At 59.7% G+C, this 15,302-nt stretch carries 11 protein-coding genes; 4 read left to right on the forward strand and 7 right to left on the reverse strand.

What is annotated here, in order from left to right; all coding sequences use genetic code 11:
- Positions 1 to 71: 71 nt before the first annotated feature.
- The 4 genes from hisG to RSSM_RS22045 all read right to left on the reverse strand — a co-directional run bounded on the left by hisG (position 72) and on the right by RSSM_RS22045 (position 3,435).
- On the reverse strand, positions 72 to 932 hold the full coding sequence (gene hisG / locus RSSM_RS22030; RefSeq protein WP_008684214.1) for an ATP phosphoribosyltransferase: 861 nt from the start codon (positions 930 to 932) through the stop codon (positions 72 to 74).
- A 24-nt stretch (positions 933 to 956) separates the two neighbouring features.
- Entirely contained in the window at positions 957 to 1,295 is a 339-nt protein-coding gene (gene hisE / locus RSSM_RS22035) for a phosphoribosyl-ATP diphosphatase (RefSeq protein ID WP_008684217.1), read from the reverse strand.
- 140 nt (positions 1,296 to 1,435) lie between these two features.
- Positions 1,436 to 2,359, reverse strand: a complete 924-nt coding sequence (gene mutM, locus RSSM_RS22040; RefSeq protein WP_008684219.1) for a bifunctional DNA-formamidopyrimidine glycosylase/DNA-(apurinic or apyrimidinic site) lyase — start codon at positions 2,357 to 2,359, stop codon at positions 1,436 to 1,438.
- Positions 2,359 to 3,435, reverse strand: coding sequence for a retropepsin-like aspartic protease family protein (locus tag RSSM_RS22045; RefSeq protein ID WP_044303266.1), 1,077 nt, complete (start codon positions 3,433 to 3,435; stop codon positions 2,359 to 2,361). Before RSSM_RS22045 ends, mutM begins: the two co-directional genes overlap by 1 nt.
- 199 nt (positions 3,436 to 3,634) lie before the next feature.
- On the opposite strand from RSSM_RS22045, the gene yacG reads away from it, so the two are divergent.
- The 3 genes from yacG (at position 3,635) to RSSM_RS22060 (ending at position 5,303) form a co-directional block, all read left to right on the forward strand.
- Positions 3,635 to 3,841 carry a DNA gyrase inhibitor YacG gene (yacG, locus tag RSSM_RS22050; protein ID WP_044303275.1) on the forward strand — a complete coding sequence of 69 codons (207 nt, stop codon included), beginning with the start codon at positions 3,635 to 3,637 and terminating at the stop codon, positions 3,839 to 3,841.
- 154 nt (positions 3,842 to 3,995) lie between these two features.
- Entirely contained in the window at positions 3,996 to 4,475 is a 480-nt protein-coding gene (gene greA, locus RSSM_RS22055) for a transcription elongation factor GreA (RefSeq protein ID WP_044303276.1), read from the forward strand.
- A 174-nt stretch (positions 4,476 to 4,649) separates the two neighbouring features.
- The gene (locus RSSM_RS22060; protein WP_008684228.1) at positions 4,650 to 5,303 is read left to right on the forward strand and encodes a hypothetical protein; all 654 of its coding nucleotides are present in this window, start codon (positions 4,650 to 4,652) and stop codon (positions 5,301 to 5,303) included.
- An 881-nt stretch (positions 5,304 to 6,184) separates the two neighbouring features.
- Here the strand turns inward: RSSM_RS22060 and queA are convergent.
- The 3 genes from queA to glgA all read right to left on the reverse strand — a co-directional run bounded on the left by queA (position 6,185) and on the right by glgA (position 10,767).
- Positions 6,185 to 7,288 carry a tRNA preQ1(34) S-adenosylmethionine ribosyltransferase-isomerase QueA gene (gene queA, locus RSSM_RS22065; RefSeq protein WP_008684229.1) on the reverse strand — a complete coding sequence of 368 codons (1,104 nt, stop codon included), beginning with the start codon at positions 7,286 to 7,288 and terminating at the stop codon, positions 6,185 to 6,187.
- Between the two features lie 24 nt (positions 7,289 to 7,312).
- A complete protein-coding gene (locus RSSM_RS22070) occupies positions 7,313 to 9,127 on the reverse strand; it encodes a galactose-1-phosphate uridylyltransferase (protein ID WP_008684231.1) in 1,815 nt (604 codons plus the stop codon).
- 152 nt (positions 9,128 to 9,279) lie between these two features.
- Entirely contained in the window at positions 9,280 to 10,767 is a 1,488-nt protein-coding gene (gene glgA / locus RSSM_RS22075) for a glycogen synthase GlgA (protein WP_008684233.1), read from the reverse strand.
- A 477-nt stretch (positions 10,768 to 11,244) separates the two neighbouring features.
- Here glgA and RSSM_RS22080 point away from each other — a divergent pair, with 477 nt between their 5' ends.
- Positions 11,245 to 14,784, forward strand: a complete 3,540-nt coding sequence (locus tag RSSM_RS22080; RefSeq protein WP_008684237.1) for a serine/threonine-protein kinase — start codon at positions 11,245 to 11,247, stop codon at positions 14,782 to 14,784.
- Positions 14,785 to 15,302 lie beyond the last annotated feature (518 nt).

Below are 15,302 nucleotides of genomic sequence, written 5' to 3' on the forward strand. Positions count from 1 at the left end.
CTCCTCCCGCCCGACCGTGGTTACGTGCACTACCAGCGGGGACGCGGTGGTGCGAATGCAAGCGACTGTTGCTACAGGCGGCAGTTGTTGAGCGTCATTTCAAAGACGGCTGAGGCGCCGATTGCTTTGAGTTGATCCATTGCGTCGACAACATCGGCGCGGCGGACCATTACCTGGACGCTGCACCAATCAGCGTCTTCGAGCGAGTTGATCGTTGGCGAATTGAATCCCGGGGTGATCTTCTCGGCTTCGGAAATCTTTGATCGCGGGATGTTGTATTCGACGAGCGAGTAATCGCGAGCGATCACCACCCCTTCGAGTCGTTGCACCAACCGGTCCGCGATTTCGTTCAGGCGAGGTTTGCTGTTTTGGATCAGGACGGTTTCGTAGTGGCCGATCTCCTCGAGGATTCGCAGACGGTTTGCCGCGAGCGTGCTGCCGGTTTCGACCAAGTCGACAATCGCGTCGGCGACACCGAGCTGGATCATCGCCTCGACGCTGCCTGCGAGCGAAACCAGATGAGCGGTCGCGCCGCATTTGGCGAGGTATTCGCGGGTGACGTTTGGGAAACTCGTCGCGATCCGTTTGCCGTCGAGTTCGGCGGCGGAGGTGATCGGCGAATCGTCCGGGATGCAGAACGCGAGTCGGCATCGCCCGACGCCGAACTTCATGCGACCTTGGACGTCGGCTCCGGCTTCTTCGACGAGGTCGCTGCCGGTGATCCCCATGTCGATCGCGCCTTCGGCGCAGAGCGTTGGGATGTCATCGGTGCGGAGGTAGACCAGGTCGATGTTCATGCCGCTGACGCGTGCGAACAGTCCGCGGTTTTGTCGGCGGAATTTCAGCCCGGCCTGCGTCAACAGATCCGTCGCCAAGTCGCTGAGTCGTCCTTTGCTGGGGATGCCCAGTCGCAGGTGTGAATCGGAAATCAAGGCCGTGTCCTTATGTGTGCGGTGCTAGTTGTTTTTCCGGGAGGCTTTTTCGGCCAGACCCGAGGTGCCTTCGCGGCGGGCGAGTTCGGCGGCGACTTCGTCGAGGCTGATGCCTCGCCAAGCCAGCAGGACGAGGGTGTGATAGATCAGGTCGCCGGCTTCGTAAACGGTGTGTTCGCGGCCGGCGTCACCGGGCTCGTCCGCCGCTTCGATCAGCTCTTCGGCTTCCTCGCGGATCTTGGCCCCGATTGCTGCGGCGCCGCCGTTGAGCAATTTGGTCGTGTAGGACCCCTCGGGGCGGTCGGCCGCTCGTTGTGCGAGGGTGGACATCAGGCGATCGAGCGGTGCGAGTGATTCGGGCACGGCAGAGGGTGCTTTCGACGAGAGGAACGGGGTGTTTCCTGGGAACGCAGATCGTAGTCGGGGCGTCTCGGTTCGCCAACCGGCGAGCCTTTTTTGCCGCACCGGGCAGAGCCGGATTACGGGGCCAGCCGCGTGGCAATTCATGTGGTCGCCGTAGCATTTTTGCCGCGTGTTTGGCGGCCATCGGAAGGCAGGCTTGCGTGGACGCCCGAGCGACGCTGGCACACCGGGCAGAAAAACGTCGACCGCTGAGCCTGGACGATCCGCCGGACTGTACCGGTTTCGCATCGGCGGCAGGTTTCGTCTTCGCGGTCGTAAACCCGGTGCAGGTTTTGGTAGTTGCCCGATTGGTTCAGCGCGTTTCGGTAGGTGCCGTCGCTCAGCGTGCTGCCTTCGTTAGCGATCGCTTCATCGAGCACGACACGAATCGCCGCGTGCAAACGAGACCACTGCGGGCCGGTGAGTTTTTTGCAGGGCAACCGAGGGTCGATCCCGGCGACGAACAAAATCTCGGCCGCGTAGAGATTGCCGATACCCGCGACCGCGTTCTGGTCGAGCAAAGCGACCTTGATCGGCCGGTTGCTCGGCCTCAACCGCTGCGACAGTTCTTGTTGACTGATGTCGAGCGCGTCCTCGCCGAGACGTGCGTTGACGCGAGTTTCGTATTCGTCGTGGCTGAGCAATCGGATCGTCCCGAGCCCGCGTCGGTCCCACACCAGCAATTGCAGCGGACCGTCCGCGGACGTGTCGGTGTCCCCTTTCTCGAATTCGATCCGAAGACGCAGGTGATCGACGCCCGGCGGATCGGACAGCAATACCAATCCGCTCATGCGTGGCTCGATGACGATGCGGGCGTCGTTGTCAAACCGGATCATCACGCGTTTGCCACGCCGTTCGATCGCCGCGACCGTCCTGCCTGACAATCTCCGGTGCATGGTTTTGGCGCTCGGTTCGATCGTGCAGGGGCGGCACGCGCACGGGGGTTGTTCGATCCGGGTGACACGTTTGCCGGTGATCGGTCGGATGCCGCGGCACATGGTTTCGACTTCGGGGAGTTCCGGCATTAGGGCGTCTCGGCGTCCGTGTTGTCGATTCGCAGCAGGCCGAGTGTTCGTGAGGCGGAGTCGAGTTCGAATTTATATCGGTCGAGAAAACTCAGGCCGAGCAGCGGTTCGGCGTTCGCAGCGATCGGTTCGAGCACAACGGCGTCGACGTTTTTGGCTTCGAATTGGCCGACACGAACGGAGTCGAGTGTCACGCGGCGGCCATCGATTTTGCCACCGTTGGCGAGTACCAAAGAGATCACCGGGGCGTCGTCGGGCACGTTCACCTGTAATTTGGCAGCCGCGTCGGCGGGCAGCGTGACCAGGGTCGCGCCGCTGTCGATGACCATGCGGATGGCTTGTTGGTTGATGCTCACCATCGTGAACAGTGAACCGCCGGACGATACGTCGAGGGGGATCGATTCGCGAAAAACTTCTTTTTCAAAGTCACGCAGTCGGCTGTCGAGTGCTTTGACGATGGTTTCGGCATCAATTTCTTTGGCGACATCAAAGTTGGCGTTCATGACATCGATTGCGATCCGGACCTGGGAGTCCTGCAGGTTCTGCTGGATCGTTTGGGTCATTTCGTCGAGTTGTTTGCGAGCCTGGAACACCGATTCGGCGTAGGTCTCTTCGGCTTCGTTGATCTTTGCTCGGGCGAGTTGGACGACCTGTTTTTGTGCGGAGCGTCGTTTCCGCATCTCGGCGAGTTGGGTGCGGGTGGCGTTGATCAGCGCCACGATGCGGTTGTTGCTGGTGACGTCGAGTCCGGCGACGCGGGCGAGTTGCAGGTTGAGTTCGCCGTCCTGTCGGTTCAGTTGGCTGATCTCGGATTCGATCACGTCGAGTTTGGATTCGGATTCGGTAAACGCTTTTTGTTTCAGGCGCAGTTCCCTGCGGTCGCGGGTGATTCCGCTGAGGCGTCTGGAAAAGTCTGCCGCCTCGGTGCTCTGTAGGGCTTTGCCGCTCCTTCGCAGGCCGGCGTCCTTGAGGATCGCGTCGGCTTTGGCCACCACGGCTTGGGAATATGCTGGGCGTGCAGTATTGGGGGATTCGCCGTCATCGGCGATCGACATCGCCGCGGTTTGGACTGACATCCATACAAACAGCGTGCAGGTCAAAAAGGCGTGGATTTGCGTTGCATGGGGTGTGTGTGGCAACATGGCGATCCGTCAAAGGGTTCTCAGGCGTGCCGACTATTGTACGCTAAATAGTTGGCGTGGCTGAATCTGTCCGTAGCCCCATCTTTGCATCCTCGTTGCCCCGGTAAAGCCGTACCCGATGGACGTTTCGAAAATGAAGCCGATTCCCATGACCTGCCCCACGTGCGGTCGGAAATTTCTCTCTGATGAAACCCCGACACCCCCGTTTTGCACCTCGCGTTGCCAGTTGATTGACCTGGGAAGATGGTTCAACGAAGAGATCGGTGTTCCCTACGAAGGAGAGCCCGGTGATACTCCGGTCGAGTACCGTGACGAGACCTTGCCCGAGAGTGACGCCTAGTCCACAATGGGGTGTGAACCAAACTCGCATGCGCGAGCTCTCAGATTCATAACGAACAGCCTTTTTCAGTGTGCGTGGTCTCGGTCGATTCGGCGACCCGCCTGGTGAAAAAGGTTTCTTTTTTGAACAACGCAAATTTTTCAGGATGACAGGCATGGTTGAATCCGTCCCCATGACCCGTGAGGGCTACAACAAGATCAAAGCTGAGATTCATCGTCTTGAAAACGTCGAGATGCCGGCGGTGACGGAAAAGATCGCAGAGGCTCGCGAAGAAGGTGACTTGAAAGAGAACGCCGAGTATCACGCGCAGCGCGAAAACCAAGGCATGTTGATGGCCAAGATCAACGAGCTGAAGGACAAGGTCGCGCGTGCGACGATCATCGATCCATCGAAGTTGCCTAAAGATGAAGTCGTCTTTGGATGCACCGTCACGGTGGAAGATGTCGCCTACGGTGACGAAGAGGAGTTCACGCTCGTCGGTGCCGGGGATGAAGATTACGACGCCGGGAAGATTCTCGTGACCAGCCCGTTCGGTCAGGGCCTGCTCGGCAAGAAGGTCGGGGAGATCGCCGAGGTGGATGTGCCGGCCGGTAAGATCAAATTCAAAATCCTCAAAATCTCGCTGGATTTCTAGACGCCTACACGAGCACCTCGGTGGTCGAATTCTGGTTCCGGTGTTTTTGGATGCGATCGCAGGGCGCGGACCGTCCGCGTTGGCATTGCTTGCTCGGATGTTGGGAGCACGCGTAAGCTGGCAGCAAGCCGCATCCGGTGAGTTAACGCGGCACGTTTATTAGGGAGTTGATCAATGGCGAAGTCCGAACAGCAGCGACAAAAGAAGTTGGCTCGCAAGAAAGCAAAGGACCGGCAGAAGAAGCAGCAACTCGTGCGTGAGAAGCAGCAGCTTGTGTCTCTGTCGGGCAAAATGGCTGCGGCGGCGAGCGGACGAATTCTGAACGCGAGGATGGCTGAACCGAAGAGCGGTTTGGCGACCGTGCTGTTTGCTCGTCAGGCCCCCAATGGGCATGTCGCAGTGGTCGTGTTCCTGGTCGACACCTACTGTCTCGGTGTGAAGAATGTGATCGCGGGGTACCGCTCGATGACCGACTACCGGGAAATGCTCGAAGACCTGTCGGAGAAACATAGACTTCAGGAGAGGTCGCCGGGGACTCTACGAGGTTTCATCGAAGGTGCTGTCGCCTTTGCGGGCCGTTTTGGCCTTCCTCCGCACGCTGACTACCGCAAGGTTTCGCCAATTTGGGGTGACGTCGAGTCAGAGCCGACTGGTGACGCGTTTGAATTTGGTCGCGATGGCAAGCCTGTTTATGTACCGGGACCATTCGACGATGATGCGATGCGTCTGCTCGTGCTGTCGAGGTTGGGTGAGCATCTCGATGTGGGCGATTTTGAGGCCGCGGTAGTGGAAGTTGGGGGCGCAGACATGTTAGGCGAATCGCCTTAGCCGGGATTGGCAATTTCAGCGAGCAACCACGTCGCAAACGGTTAGTTGATTTACCAGCCCGCTGCGCTACGGGACTGTTGATTTATTCAAGAGTCAACCTGTCTTCGTTTAACCGGTAGCCGTAGGCGACGTTCAGTGGCGCGTAGGTCGCCTTTGGCTGCCCGTTAACCGCAATACCGTTCAATTTTCGTTTAACCCGTGCCCGAAGGGTAGGTTGTGTTCCGTCAAGCGTCGCCTACGGCTACCGGTTAAACGAAGACGCCACAACCCGGTGCTTCATTGAACGGTATTGCCGTTAAACGAATAAATCGACAGCCCGGCCAGCGAGGGATCACGCACAATTAGTCGCTTGCGCGTCGGGCGAATGCCCCATCGTTGGCCTTGGAGTTTCGCTTTGAGTCACCCTACCTCAAATCAGGCGTTGGCTGTGCCTGGCTGTTGCTTGCCAGTTTTCGCGGAACGTGGCCAACGGGATTTTGACGCCGGTGCTGCCAGGCAGGGGCTGGGTTCTCGCTGGCAGGCCTGGGGTTCCCGCAGGCAGCGACTGGGTTCTCGCAGGCAGGCCTGGGTTCTCGCAGGCAGGCCTGGGTTCTCGAGGGGGCGGTGCGGAAAGTGCGTTTTTTGGGGGTGAGCCAAACTCAGCTTTTTGCCGATTTCTTTCCAGAAAGTTGTCGTCTATCGGATTTCAACTGAAGGATCCAAGCATGACGGTCCGATACTACTGGTACCATGGATTGGGAGGGCGGAACGATCGGTGCCATCGTTCCAGCATTGACGGGGCCATGGTGAGGCAGGGAGGGCTTCACCATGGCCCTTCCCTTTTGCGCTGACAATTTTTCGCCGCATTTCAGGCGGTTGCTTCGATCGCGGCGGCTGACGTTTTACGTGATCAGCATCGCGTCGCCGTAGCTGAAGAACCGGTATTCGGATTCGATCGCTTGGCGGTAGGCTTCCATGATCAATTCGCGGCCTGCCAACGCACTGACGAGCACGAGCAGCGAGCTCTTGGGCAGGTGGAAATTGGTCATCAGTGCATCGACCGCACCGAATTGGTAAGGCGGTTTGATGAAGAGGTCGGTCGCACCGGTCCATTCTTTCAGCTCGCCCCCGTTTGCCGCGACGCTGCTTTCGAGCACCCGGACGCTGGTGGTGCCGACGGCGACGCATCGACCACCGGCGGCTCGGCGTGCCTGGATGTTCTGGCAGGTTTGCTCGTCGATCCGTCCCCACTCGTGGTGCATGTGGTGTTCGTCGATGTTGTCCGACTCGATCGGGCGGAAGGTGCCGATTCCCACATGCAGCGTGACCTCGTGGATCGCGGTTTGGCCTTTGCGGATGTTTGAGAGCAGGTTTTCGGTGAAGTGCAGCCCGGCGGTCGGCGCCGCGACGCTGGCTTTGTCTTCGTCCCGTTTGCTCGCGAACACGGTTTGGTAGTTCACGAGGTCGGCGTCGACCATTCGCCCGTCGCGGATGTACGGAGGAATCGGCACGCGGCCGAAGCGTTCGAGCCAGTGTGTCGGCGAGGTTTCGTGGCCGGCGAGGGAATCGTCGAGGTGAACGGATTCGGCGAGCGGTCGGACGAGGAGGTGGCCTTCGTCGTCGCGGCCGATGACTTCGAGTTGGCCGCCATCACGGGCGTCACGGTCTTGCAGCGTAATCGTCTCGCCTGTCTTCAGCGTGCCGCGAGTTTTTGTGAGCAGTTCCCAGACGCCGGATTCCTGATCGCTGCGAAGGAACAGGCCCTGCCATCGTCCCCTGGTGCGGGTGCGGTAACCGATCAGCCGAGCAGGCACGACGCGGGAGTTATTGAGGACGAGTGAATCTTCCGCCCGGAGCAGTTCGGGAAGGTCGCGGACGTGGTGATGTTCGATCGTTCCTTTGGCTCGATCGATGATCATCAGCCGCGCGTCGACGCGATTGCGGAGTGGTTCTTGCGCGATCAGTTCACGCGGAAGCGTGTAGTCGTAGAGGTTGAGTGAATGCATGCCCTAAGGTAACACACGCATGCCCTAGCGTAACACATAGCGTGGGTCGCTAAGTCTCGCTTGCGCCCGGTAGGCTTTGGCAGCGGTTTCGGGATAGATCGGATTAATCATCGCACCGGTGGCGAGTTCAAAACCGGCCAACCGGGAAATCCGCGGGAAGATGTCGATCGCCCAGTGCTGTGACTCCATCGCGCCTTGGAAGTTGACCGGGCACGTGTGCACGAGCATGTTGTACGCGGTTTGAGGCCGCAGGGCTTCGAGCCACCGGACGACTCTCAGGGCGAGCCGTGCCAGTTCCGCGAGCGGGCGTTCGTGAAGTTGGCTGAAGCACGGCATGTGCTCTTTCGATGTCAGTCGCACCTGCATCGGGAAGCGACTGGCGAAGGGGCAGTAAGCGACGAACGAATCGGTTTGGCTGACGATTCGAGTCTTGTCTTCCAGTTCGCTGCGAATCAAATCGCACTGCAGGCACGAACCGTTTCGAGCGTGGTGGGCCTGCAGTCGCCGGGTGACCTGTTGGACGACAGCGGGGACGCGGTTGGTCGCGATCAGTTGGCTGTGGCTGTGTTGCAGCGAGGCGCCGGCGTCGCGTCCGACGTTCTTGAAGATGCTGACGTGTTGCACGCCCGGCACGCTTCGCCAGTAACGGATTCGATCCGCGTATGCGGTGAACACGAGTGCGATCTCCGACGTGTTCAGCTCGCCGAGTGATTCGGTGTGCCGCGGGGCCTCGATGATGACTTCGTGTCCGCCCATCGCGGCTTCGGACGGGAACAGTTTGCTCGAGTCGGAACGTTTGTTTAATGCGGAGTGTTGTTTGTAGATCGCTTGAGCGTGGCTACATGAGGTGAACGCCCCGCTCGAGCGATGTCGGCGTGCGGATGCGGGCATCGCCTCTTTTTCGGCTCGCTGATCGTTGGCGTCTTGGTTGGGCGGGATCGCGACTCCGGCGTCTTCGAGACGGCTGACCGCCGGGTAGAGGTTCGGGACGACGCGGACTGACCAGTCGCTGGCATCACCGCTTTGTTGGATCGCCGGGGTGTTGTGAGGGTTGTCATCGTTGTCGACACTCGCGACCCAAACCGGGTTGGGCGTTCGGTGTTCTTCGCCGGCGCAGAACGGGCAGTCAATGTCTGCGGTCGGTTTTACCACGACGTTGCCGAATTGGTCGGGACGCTGGGAACGTGTCGTTGCGAACCAGGTCCACTCTCCGGTGATCAGATCCAAACGAGACTGGCCGACCTTCGGGTCGTTCGTTGTGGAGGCGTCGTGTGAGTGGTCGTCGGCATGTTCGTGAGCGTGGGCTTCGCGGCGGACGTTGGTGTCCGGTGTGAAGTGCATGTGCAGACCACGTTCAACGCCGATCGGTTGATCCGTCGGGGCGGATTCGGTTTGGGTGGCGTTGAGGTCTCCGTTGCTATTGCTCTCGTCGGCCGGTTGGGTCGGGTTGGTGAGAGCCGAGTCGATCGGCGACGCGTCGGCTTTGCGAGCGTGGACCGCGTGGGGCCGGTCGGAAGTTTTTTCGGGGGTTTGGGATGGGTGGGACGGCGAGGTGTTTGTGCCCGAAAAAACCGCCTTCAGGTCATAGAGTTGGCTGTCTTGCGCGTCGATACGTTGACGACGGATTGACTGCGGCGAGTGAGATTCGGACATCGGCGCGTCCTTGTCCGAATCGGGGTTGGCAACATTGGGGCGAGGAGTCTGCTGCGTTTCGGCAGCCGCATTGGCGAGGGTGTCCCCGTCGGTCAATCGCTTGTCTCGGTTACTCGCACGCAGCTTGCTGTTATCGCGTCGGCGCCGTAGACGGTCGGCGTTCAGTTCGACGCGAGTAATAGCCATGAGAGCTTCCGGTGTTAGTTGCTGAGCCGGGTAGGGTGCGTCGAGTCGGGCACCCGACCGCGCATGAGCGTCCCGTCATTCTACGGAATTTTTTCGCCATGCTAGGGGGTAAAATGGTGGCATTTCTTCGCAGTTTCTTTCCATAGCAATTTCTATTTTCCGACACGTCGTTTAAGGGAAATCGTCCGCGCGTAGAGGTCAATGTATTGGAACGCACTTTTCCGCCACGACCAGTCGCGCGTCATCCCCTGGTTGACAATTTTTTTCCAAATTTCTTTTTCGTGGAAACGCAAACGAAGAGCGTCGCCGATCGCGCGGTCCAAGGACGCGGCGTCGTACGAGCGGAGGTGGAAACCGGTTGCTGTACCGTTGTTAATGGTTTCCTCGGTTGTGTCGACGATCGTGTCGGCGAGGCCGCCGGTGGCGGTGACGATGCAGACCGTTCCGTAGCGCAGGCTGTAAAGTTGATTTAATCCGCAAGGTTCATATCGGCTCGGCATCAGGAAGAGATCGCTCGAGGCTTCGATCCGGTGGGCGAGCGGATCGCTAAACCCGATGTGTGCGGCGATTTGATCTGGGTGTTCCTCTTTGAGCCATTGCAGTTCGCTCTCGATGACCGGATCGCCACTGCCGAGAACCGCCCACTGCGTCGGTCGCCCTTCGCGTAAGTGTTCTCGCATGACAGGCAGGATCAGGTCCCAACCTTTTTGCTCGGCGAGTCGCCCGACCAGACCGATCAGAGGAACGTCCGGGTCACTGGGCAGACCCATTTCAGCCTGCAGCGAAAGTTTGTTTTCGAGTTTGCCGCTCTCCCAAGTTTCCACGTCGTAGTTTCGTACCACGTGGACGTCTTTCGCCGGGTTCCAAATCTCCGTGTCAATGCCGTTGATGATTCCGCTGACCCGGTCGCCGAGGCTGCGGAGGATCGGATCGAGACCGCATCCGTGTACGGGGGTTTTGATTTCTCTCGCGTAAGTCGGGCTGACCGTGCAGACGTGATCCGCCGACACGATACCTGTCTTGAGAAAATTCATTCCGCCATAGAACTCAAACGACTCACTGCGAAACTCATCCCACGGCAGTCCGGTTAACGGGAAGGCTTCGGCGGAGAACGAACCCTGGTAGGCGAGGTTGTGGATCGAGAGGACGGTCGGGGTGTCGACCGGCAGGCCGCCGCATCCGCTTTGGATCAACGCCGGGACGATCGCCGATTGCCAATCGTTGCACTGAATCAAGTCGACGCGTTTGCCGAGTCGTTTCATGACCTCGATCGCAGCCCGACTGTAGAAGATGAATCGCTCGGCGTTGTCGCGGTAGTCACCGTGTTTGTCGCCATAAAGATACGGCCGCGAGTAGTACATCGGTTGGTCGATGAAGTACACCGGCACATTGCCCGCCGGCAGCGTGCTCTTGAGGACGCGGCCACCGACGATTCGGTCGCCGGGCATGTCGATGGCAAAGCTGATATCGGTTCGCTCGATCGGAATGCCCGCCCGGCGGATGCTGTCGAACGCCGGCATGATGACCGAGCATTGGTGACCAGCCGAGGCGACCACGCTAGGAAGTGTGCCGCACACGTCGGCGAGCCCGCCGGTTTTCGCGAAGGGGACCGATTCCGTGGTGAGGTAGACGATGTTCAAGGTAACACCGGGGGTAGCAATGAAATTTGACAGGGATGATTCAGCAAGGATGCAATAACTCTCGGTCGTCCGGCGACCCGAGCGGCCCAAAATAGACTTCGGGGGACAGAAAATAATGTTTTTCCTGTTCCCGATTCGATCCGGCGCCGCAAAACCGCAACTCACACAATAAACTAAGGTGCTATCCGAAAACTTCGGTAATTTGATTTGCCGGCGGGCGATGGCCCGGATGTCCCGTGCAACCACGGTGAACACCATTCGGCTGATGCGTTTTTGGATAGGTCCTAAGAACCTAGCCGAAAACTTCCGTGAATCGATAAGTGGTCGGGCATTGGTTCGTCTTTTTTCGTAGAAACCACGGTAAATGACGACCGACGCATGAGTTCTCGGATAGGTTCTCAAAGAAACATAGGACGGGATGGTGTACCGAGATGACTCCCGTCGTTGCCCCTTTAAACGTTCCCCCAAACGCTTTTGATGCCGCTTTCGCTCGTTGATTTCTGGAAACGCTTGATTCAAAGCGGGCTGGCGGATGCCAGGGTTCCCAAGCAGTGGGCTGCTGAATTTGCCGATGAGCACGAGTCGAAGCCGCCGTCGGACCCGATGGCGTTGACGCAGTGGTTGGTGAGGAAAGGAAAACTGTCGCGGCTGCACGCCAAATGTCTGCTCGCCGAAGCGGACCCGTCGGGCCTATCGGATTCCTCTGACCCGTCGGATTCCTCAGACCCGTCGATGCGTTTTCCGGTTCTGCGGATCGCACCTTTTGTTCAGGCGGCCGATCAGGCACCGGCGCCGTTCTCGCGTTGGACTCCGGTTGTCCATGATTCCTATCCGGATGATGCCGGCGTTCTGCTGCAGATCGTGCCTTCCCAATTAACGCCGGCCGACGGTGATTGTTTGCGGACGATCGCGGGACTCACCGGACCGGGCGTTCCCGACATGGAATTGGCAGCGTTGCCGGGCGGGCCGCTGGGGACGAAGCCGACGACGATTCCGTTGGACGAGTCGCTCGACGTGGTGGGGCTGTATGCGAAGTTGCCAACCGGAAAAATGTTGAGCGACCCAATGCGGTCCGGAGCCGAGCCCGCTTCGGCGACCAAATGGACGGTTGCCGATATCGCGTTGTTAATCGACGCGCTGAGCAAGACGTTGTCGGCGTTTGCCGCGCAGGCCGATGGAGAATTGGCGTTCCCGCCGATGCCTTCGCCCGAACGTATCTGGGTTTCCGAGAGCGATCCCGACACGCCATTGTTGTGGATCGACCCGACTGACTTTCTTTCATCCGAGGCACTCGGTTCACAACCAACGATCGCCACCGCCGAGTCGAGACTGCTCTACGCCGCACCGGAAGTCGTTGACAACGTCACGGGTGCCGGCGGCGCGGCCGAGCAACCCGTTGCGGCGAACCGTCAATCGTTCGAACGACAGGCGGTGTACGCGCTGGGGTGTTTGGCGTATCGGTTGCGGTTCGGTCAACACGCCTTCGCGGCGGCCAAAGAAGAACAGATTCGTTCGCGGCAGTTGCGGTTCGAACCGCCCGAGTTGACCGAGGCGGTATCCAAGGGGGCCGCGGGGGATCCGTTGCTGCGGGTGCTCGCGTATGCCCTGGCAAAAGACCCGGACGAGCGGTTCCCTTCCCTCGACGCGTTCGCTACCGCACTCAACGCTGCGGTTCGCGTAGTGAAGGAACCGGCCGAAGCGAAACGGCCCGCTCAACCGGCAACCGAGAGGAAGAACCATTCCGCTGCGCCGAAAAAAGACCTGCCCGTTCCGGCGGCAACACCGGCCCAAACGCCGAAGGTGACGGACAAGTCTCAAACCAAGCCGGTCGCAACGAAGGAAACCGCCGCGCCACCGAAGAATACACCGAAGAGCACGCAGAAAAGTAAAACGAAGAAGGCGGACACCACTCAGAAACCGGACGCTGCGAGTGAGCCAGACGCTGCGAGCAAACCAGACGCTGGGAAGACGGAACCGTCGCCGCCGGTTATCGAAGAGCGTCAACAGAGAAACGAGCCGGCCGGCTCAACGCAGTCGTCGACTGATCAGGCCACCGGATCCGAAAAGGCGAATGTCCAAGAGGCTCCAGCCGAAACTCCGGTCGGTGTTCCTTCGCCGCAGCAAACCGCAGCGGCTACTGTGTCGGCTCATACCGCGTCGACTCATGTCTCGGTACCGCCGCGATCTCGTGCGGTGCGTGTCCGCTCCGGTCGCCGGCGGACCGCGTGGTATGTGCTCGGCAGCATGTGGGTGCCGATCTTTTTGTTGATCCTCGCGCTCGCTTTCCAAGATCCCAACGAACCGCCCCGCGTGGTCAAGCGAACTCGGCCGCCGATTCCGGCGGTGATCCCTTCGGTGACCGGGCGCCGTCCGACTCCGCCGACACGGTCAACTTCGCCCACTCGTCGACCGCCGCGTGACTCCCAACGCGATAACGGGACAATCGAATTGGTTTCGGATCCCGCAATGTTGTGGGCGTCCCCTTCTGTGGTCATGGGCGAAACGAAGTCGGATGCGACGTTACCGCCAACGGCCTTGTTGCCTCCCGGGCCCGCGGCGGTGCTGACGTTTGACATCAATCGTTTGTCGGCGACCGGGCTGCGGGATGTGTTTGATCCCGAGCTCGCTCCGTTGATCGAACAATTCGAAAAACGAACCTCGATCCCACTGGGCGACGTTCGCATGTTGTCGATGGCATGGTTTCCTGGCAAAGGCGGTGTCCCGGAGGTCGCGATGGCCGTGCATCTGCGAACGCCGCAACCGATCGATCAGCTCACCGAAGCGTGGGATGTTTCGATCGCACAGTTGCCCGGCGGCATCAAATTGTACGCGGGCGACGATCCTGAAAGCGACGCGTTCTATCCGCACTTTGTGTCAGAGGCAGGCGAGTCAGAACCGCAAACGGACGGTGACGAAAACGCGGGAACCGGTGAGGCGCCGGCGAGTGATCGGGTCGACGCGTTCGCCATCGGTTCGATCGCGCGAACCAAAGAAGTCGCCGAGGTCGAAGGGGCCCCGGTCCTGCTGCCGAGATTGCTCGAAGAGTTGTGGGAGTCTGCGGAACCGACCGACGCGATCACTTTGTTGACCCAGCCGAACTTCTTGATCGCCGATGCGCGGACTTGGGTGGACGGGACGGCGCCGACTCTTTTGTCATGGGTGCAGTCGACATTGATTCCCGAGTGTGGAGGAATTTTGGTCAGGGTCGCGTCTGTTCCCCCGTCAGACGCTGGCGTGGAATCGTCGGACACGTTCGCGCCGGGCACGCACGGCAGTTTCCTCGAAGTACATCTGGCGGCCGCGCCGAGCATGGACCCGGAAAAACTGAAGTCGAAAGTGCGGGCACGCCTCGAGGAAGCCCCGTCGGCGGCCGAAGATTTTTTGGTGACGCGAGAGGTCGATCCGTCGTGGCGATTGTTGGCCGCTCGTCTGCCGAGCATGTGGGCGTTCGTGGGCGAGCAGACTCGTTCGGCGTCGATCAAACGGGAGGTGATCTTCAATACTTATCTGCCGCCACTCGCGTTACCGCAGGTCGCCTTGGGAACCTTGTTGGCTGCCAATACGACAACGACGTCGGCAATGTCCGCGGCGACGGAGAATATGGAAAAACTGACGCTCGCGGAGATGCTCGATCGTCCGATGTCGGTCAGTTTCGGCCAAGAGTCCCTGCAATTCGCGGTGGATACCATCATCAACGAGTTCGCCGCGGACCTGCCCAAAGGCAATTCGCCGCCCAAAGTTGAGATCATCGGTGGCGATCTGCAGTTGATGGGGATCACTCAAAACCAACAGGTGCGAGATTTTGCAAAAGACAACCTGCCGCTGCGGAAAGTGTTGACCGATCTCGTGCTCGGGGCGAACCCGGACCGGACCGCGACCGGACCGAATGACCCGAAACAGGCATTGATGTGGGTCGTCGTTGGCGAAGGGGATGAAGCGGAAATTCGCATTACGACTCGCGAGGCGGCCGCAAACAAGGGCTACACGTTGCCCGAAGAATTCAAATTGGATCAGTAGGCGAAGCCGTGGGAATGCCGCGGGGCCGCCGCCCTGCCCCGGGGGGTTGAGTGTTCGTCGTTGGTCTCAGCTCTCGTTTCCCGTAGCGGATTTTGGTGGAAATCCTCCTGCCGCAGCGTCTTCAACGGCATCCACGCCCCCTACCCGAGAACCAAGCCGCGTCGGAATACTCGAGCATCTTGAATTTGCACGTGTCCGATCCCCGTAGATGGATTCACCGGAATTCAGCCCTCCAAGGTCTCGCGATCCAGGCGGCATCACTCTGGAAACGCGTCGGCGGGGCTCGCGTGCCGGTCTGGCTCAGTTTGCGGTAGGGCTCACTTGCCTGTCCTTCATAGTGAACCTGGAGTACAATACCGAACGCCTCGGGCGCGATGCAGATCGTTTGCGAGTTCCGCCAAAATGGCAGCCAAATGCGTTTGGCAAGCGAATTGCTAGATTTGCTGTTGATCCGGGCGTGGATTTCGACCCACACTATTTGTGAGCATGCATCGTGTGCCGTTCGAGCCTGGGTTCCA

This window comes from Aporhodopirellula sallentina SM41 (genome assembly GCF_000346505.1).
Lineage (GTDB): Bacteria > Planctomycetota > Planctomycetia > Pirellulales > Pirellulaceae > Rhodopirellula > Rhodopirellula sallentina.

Excerpts from the sequence above, each read along its gene's own strand:
- mutM (WP_008684219.1), bottom strand. The coding sequence starts at position 2,359 with ATGCCGGAACTCCCCGAAGTCGAAACCATGTGCCGCGGCATCCGACCG.
- RSSM_RS22045 (WP_044303266.1), bottom strand. The coding sequence starts at position 3,435 with ATGTCAGTCCAAACCGCGGCGATGTCGATCGCCGATGACGGCGAATCC.
- yacG (WP_044303275.1), top strand. The coding sequence starts at position 3,635 with ATGAAGCCGATTCCCATGACCTGCCCCACGTGCGGTCGGAAATTTCTC.
- greA (WP_044303276.1), top strand. The coding sequence starts at position 3,996 with ATGGTTGAATCCGTCCCCATGACCCGTGAGGGCTACAACAAGATCAAA.
- RSSM_RS22060 (WP_008684228.1), top strand. The coding sequence starts at position 4,650 with ATGGCGAAGTCCGAACAGCAGCGACAAAAGAAGTTGGCTCGCAAGAAA.
- queA (WP_008684229.1), bottom strand. The coding sequence starts at position 7,288 with ATGCATTCACTCAACCTCTACGACTACACGCTTCCGCGTGAACTGATC.
- RSSM_RS22070 (WP_008684231.1), bottom strand. The coding sequence starts at position 9,127 with ATGGCTATTACTCGCGTCGAACTGAACGCCGACCGTCTACGGCGCCGA.
- RSSM_RS22080 (WP_008684237.1), top strand. The coding sequence starts at position 11,245 with ATGCCGCTTTCGCTCGTTGATTTCTGGAAACGCTTGATTCAAAGCGGG.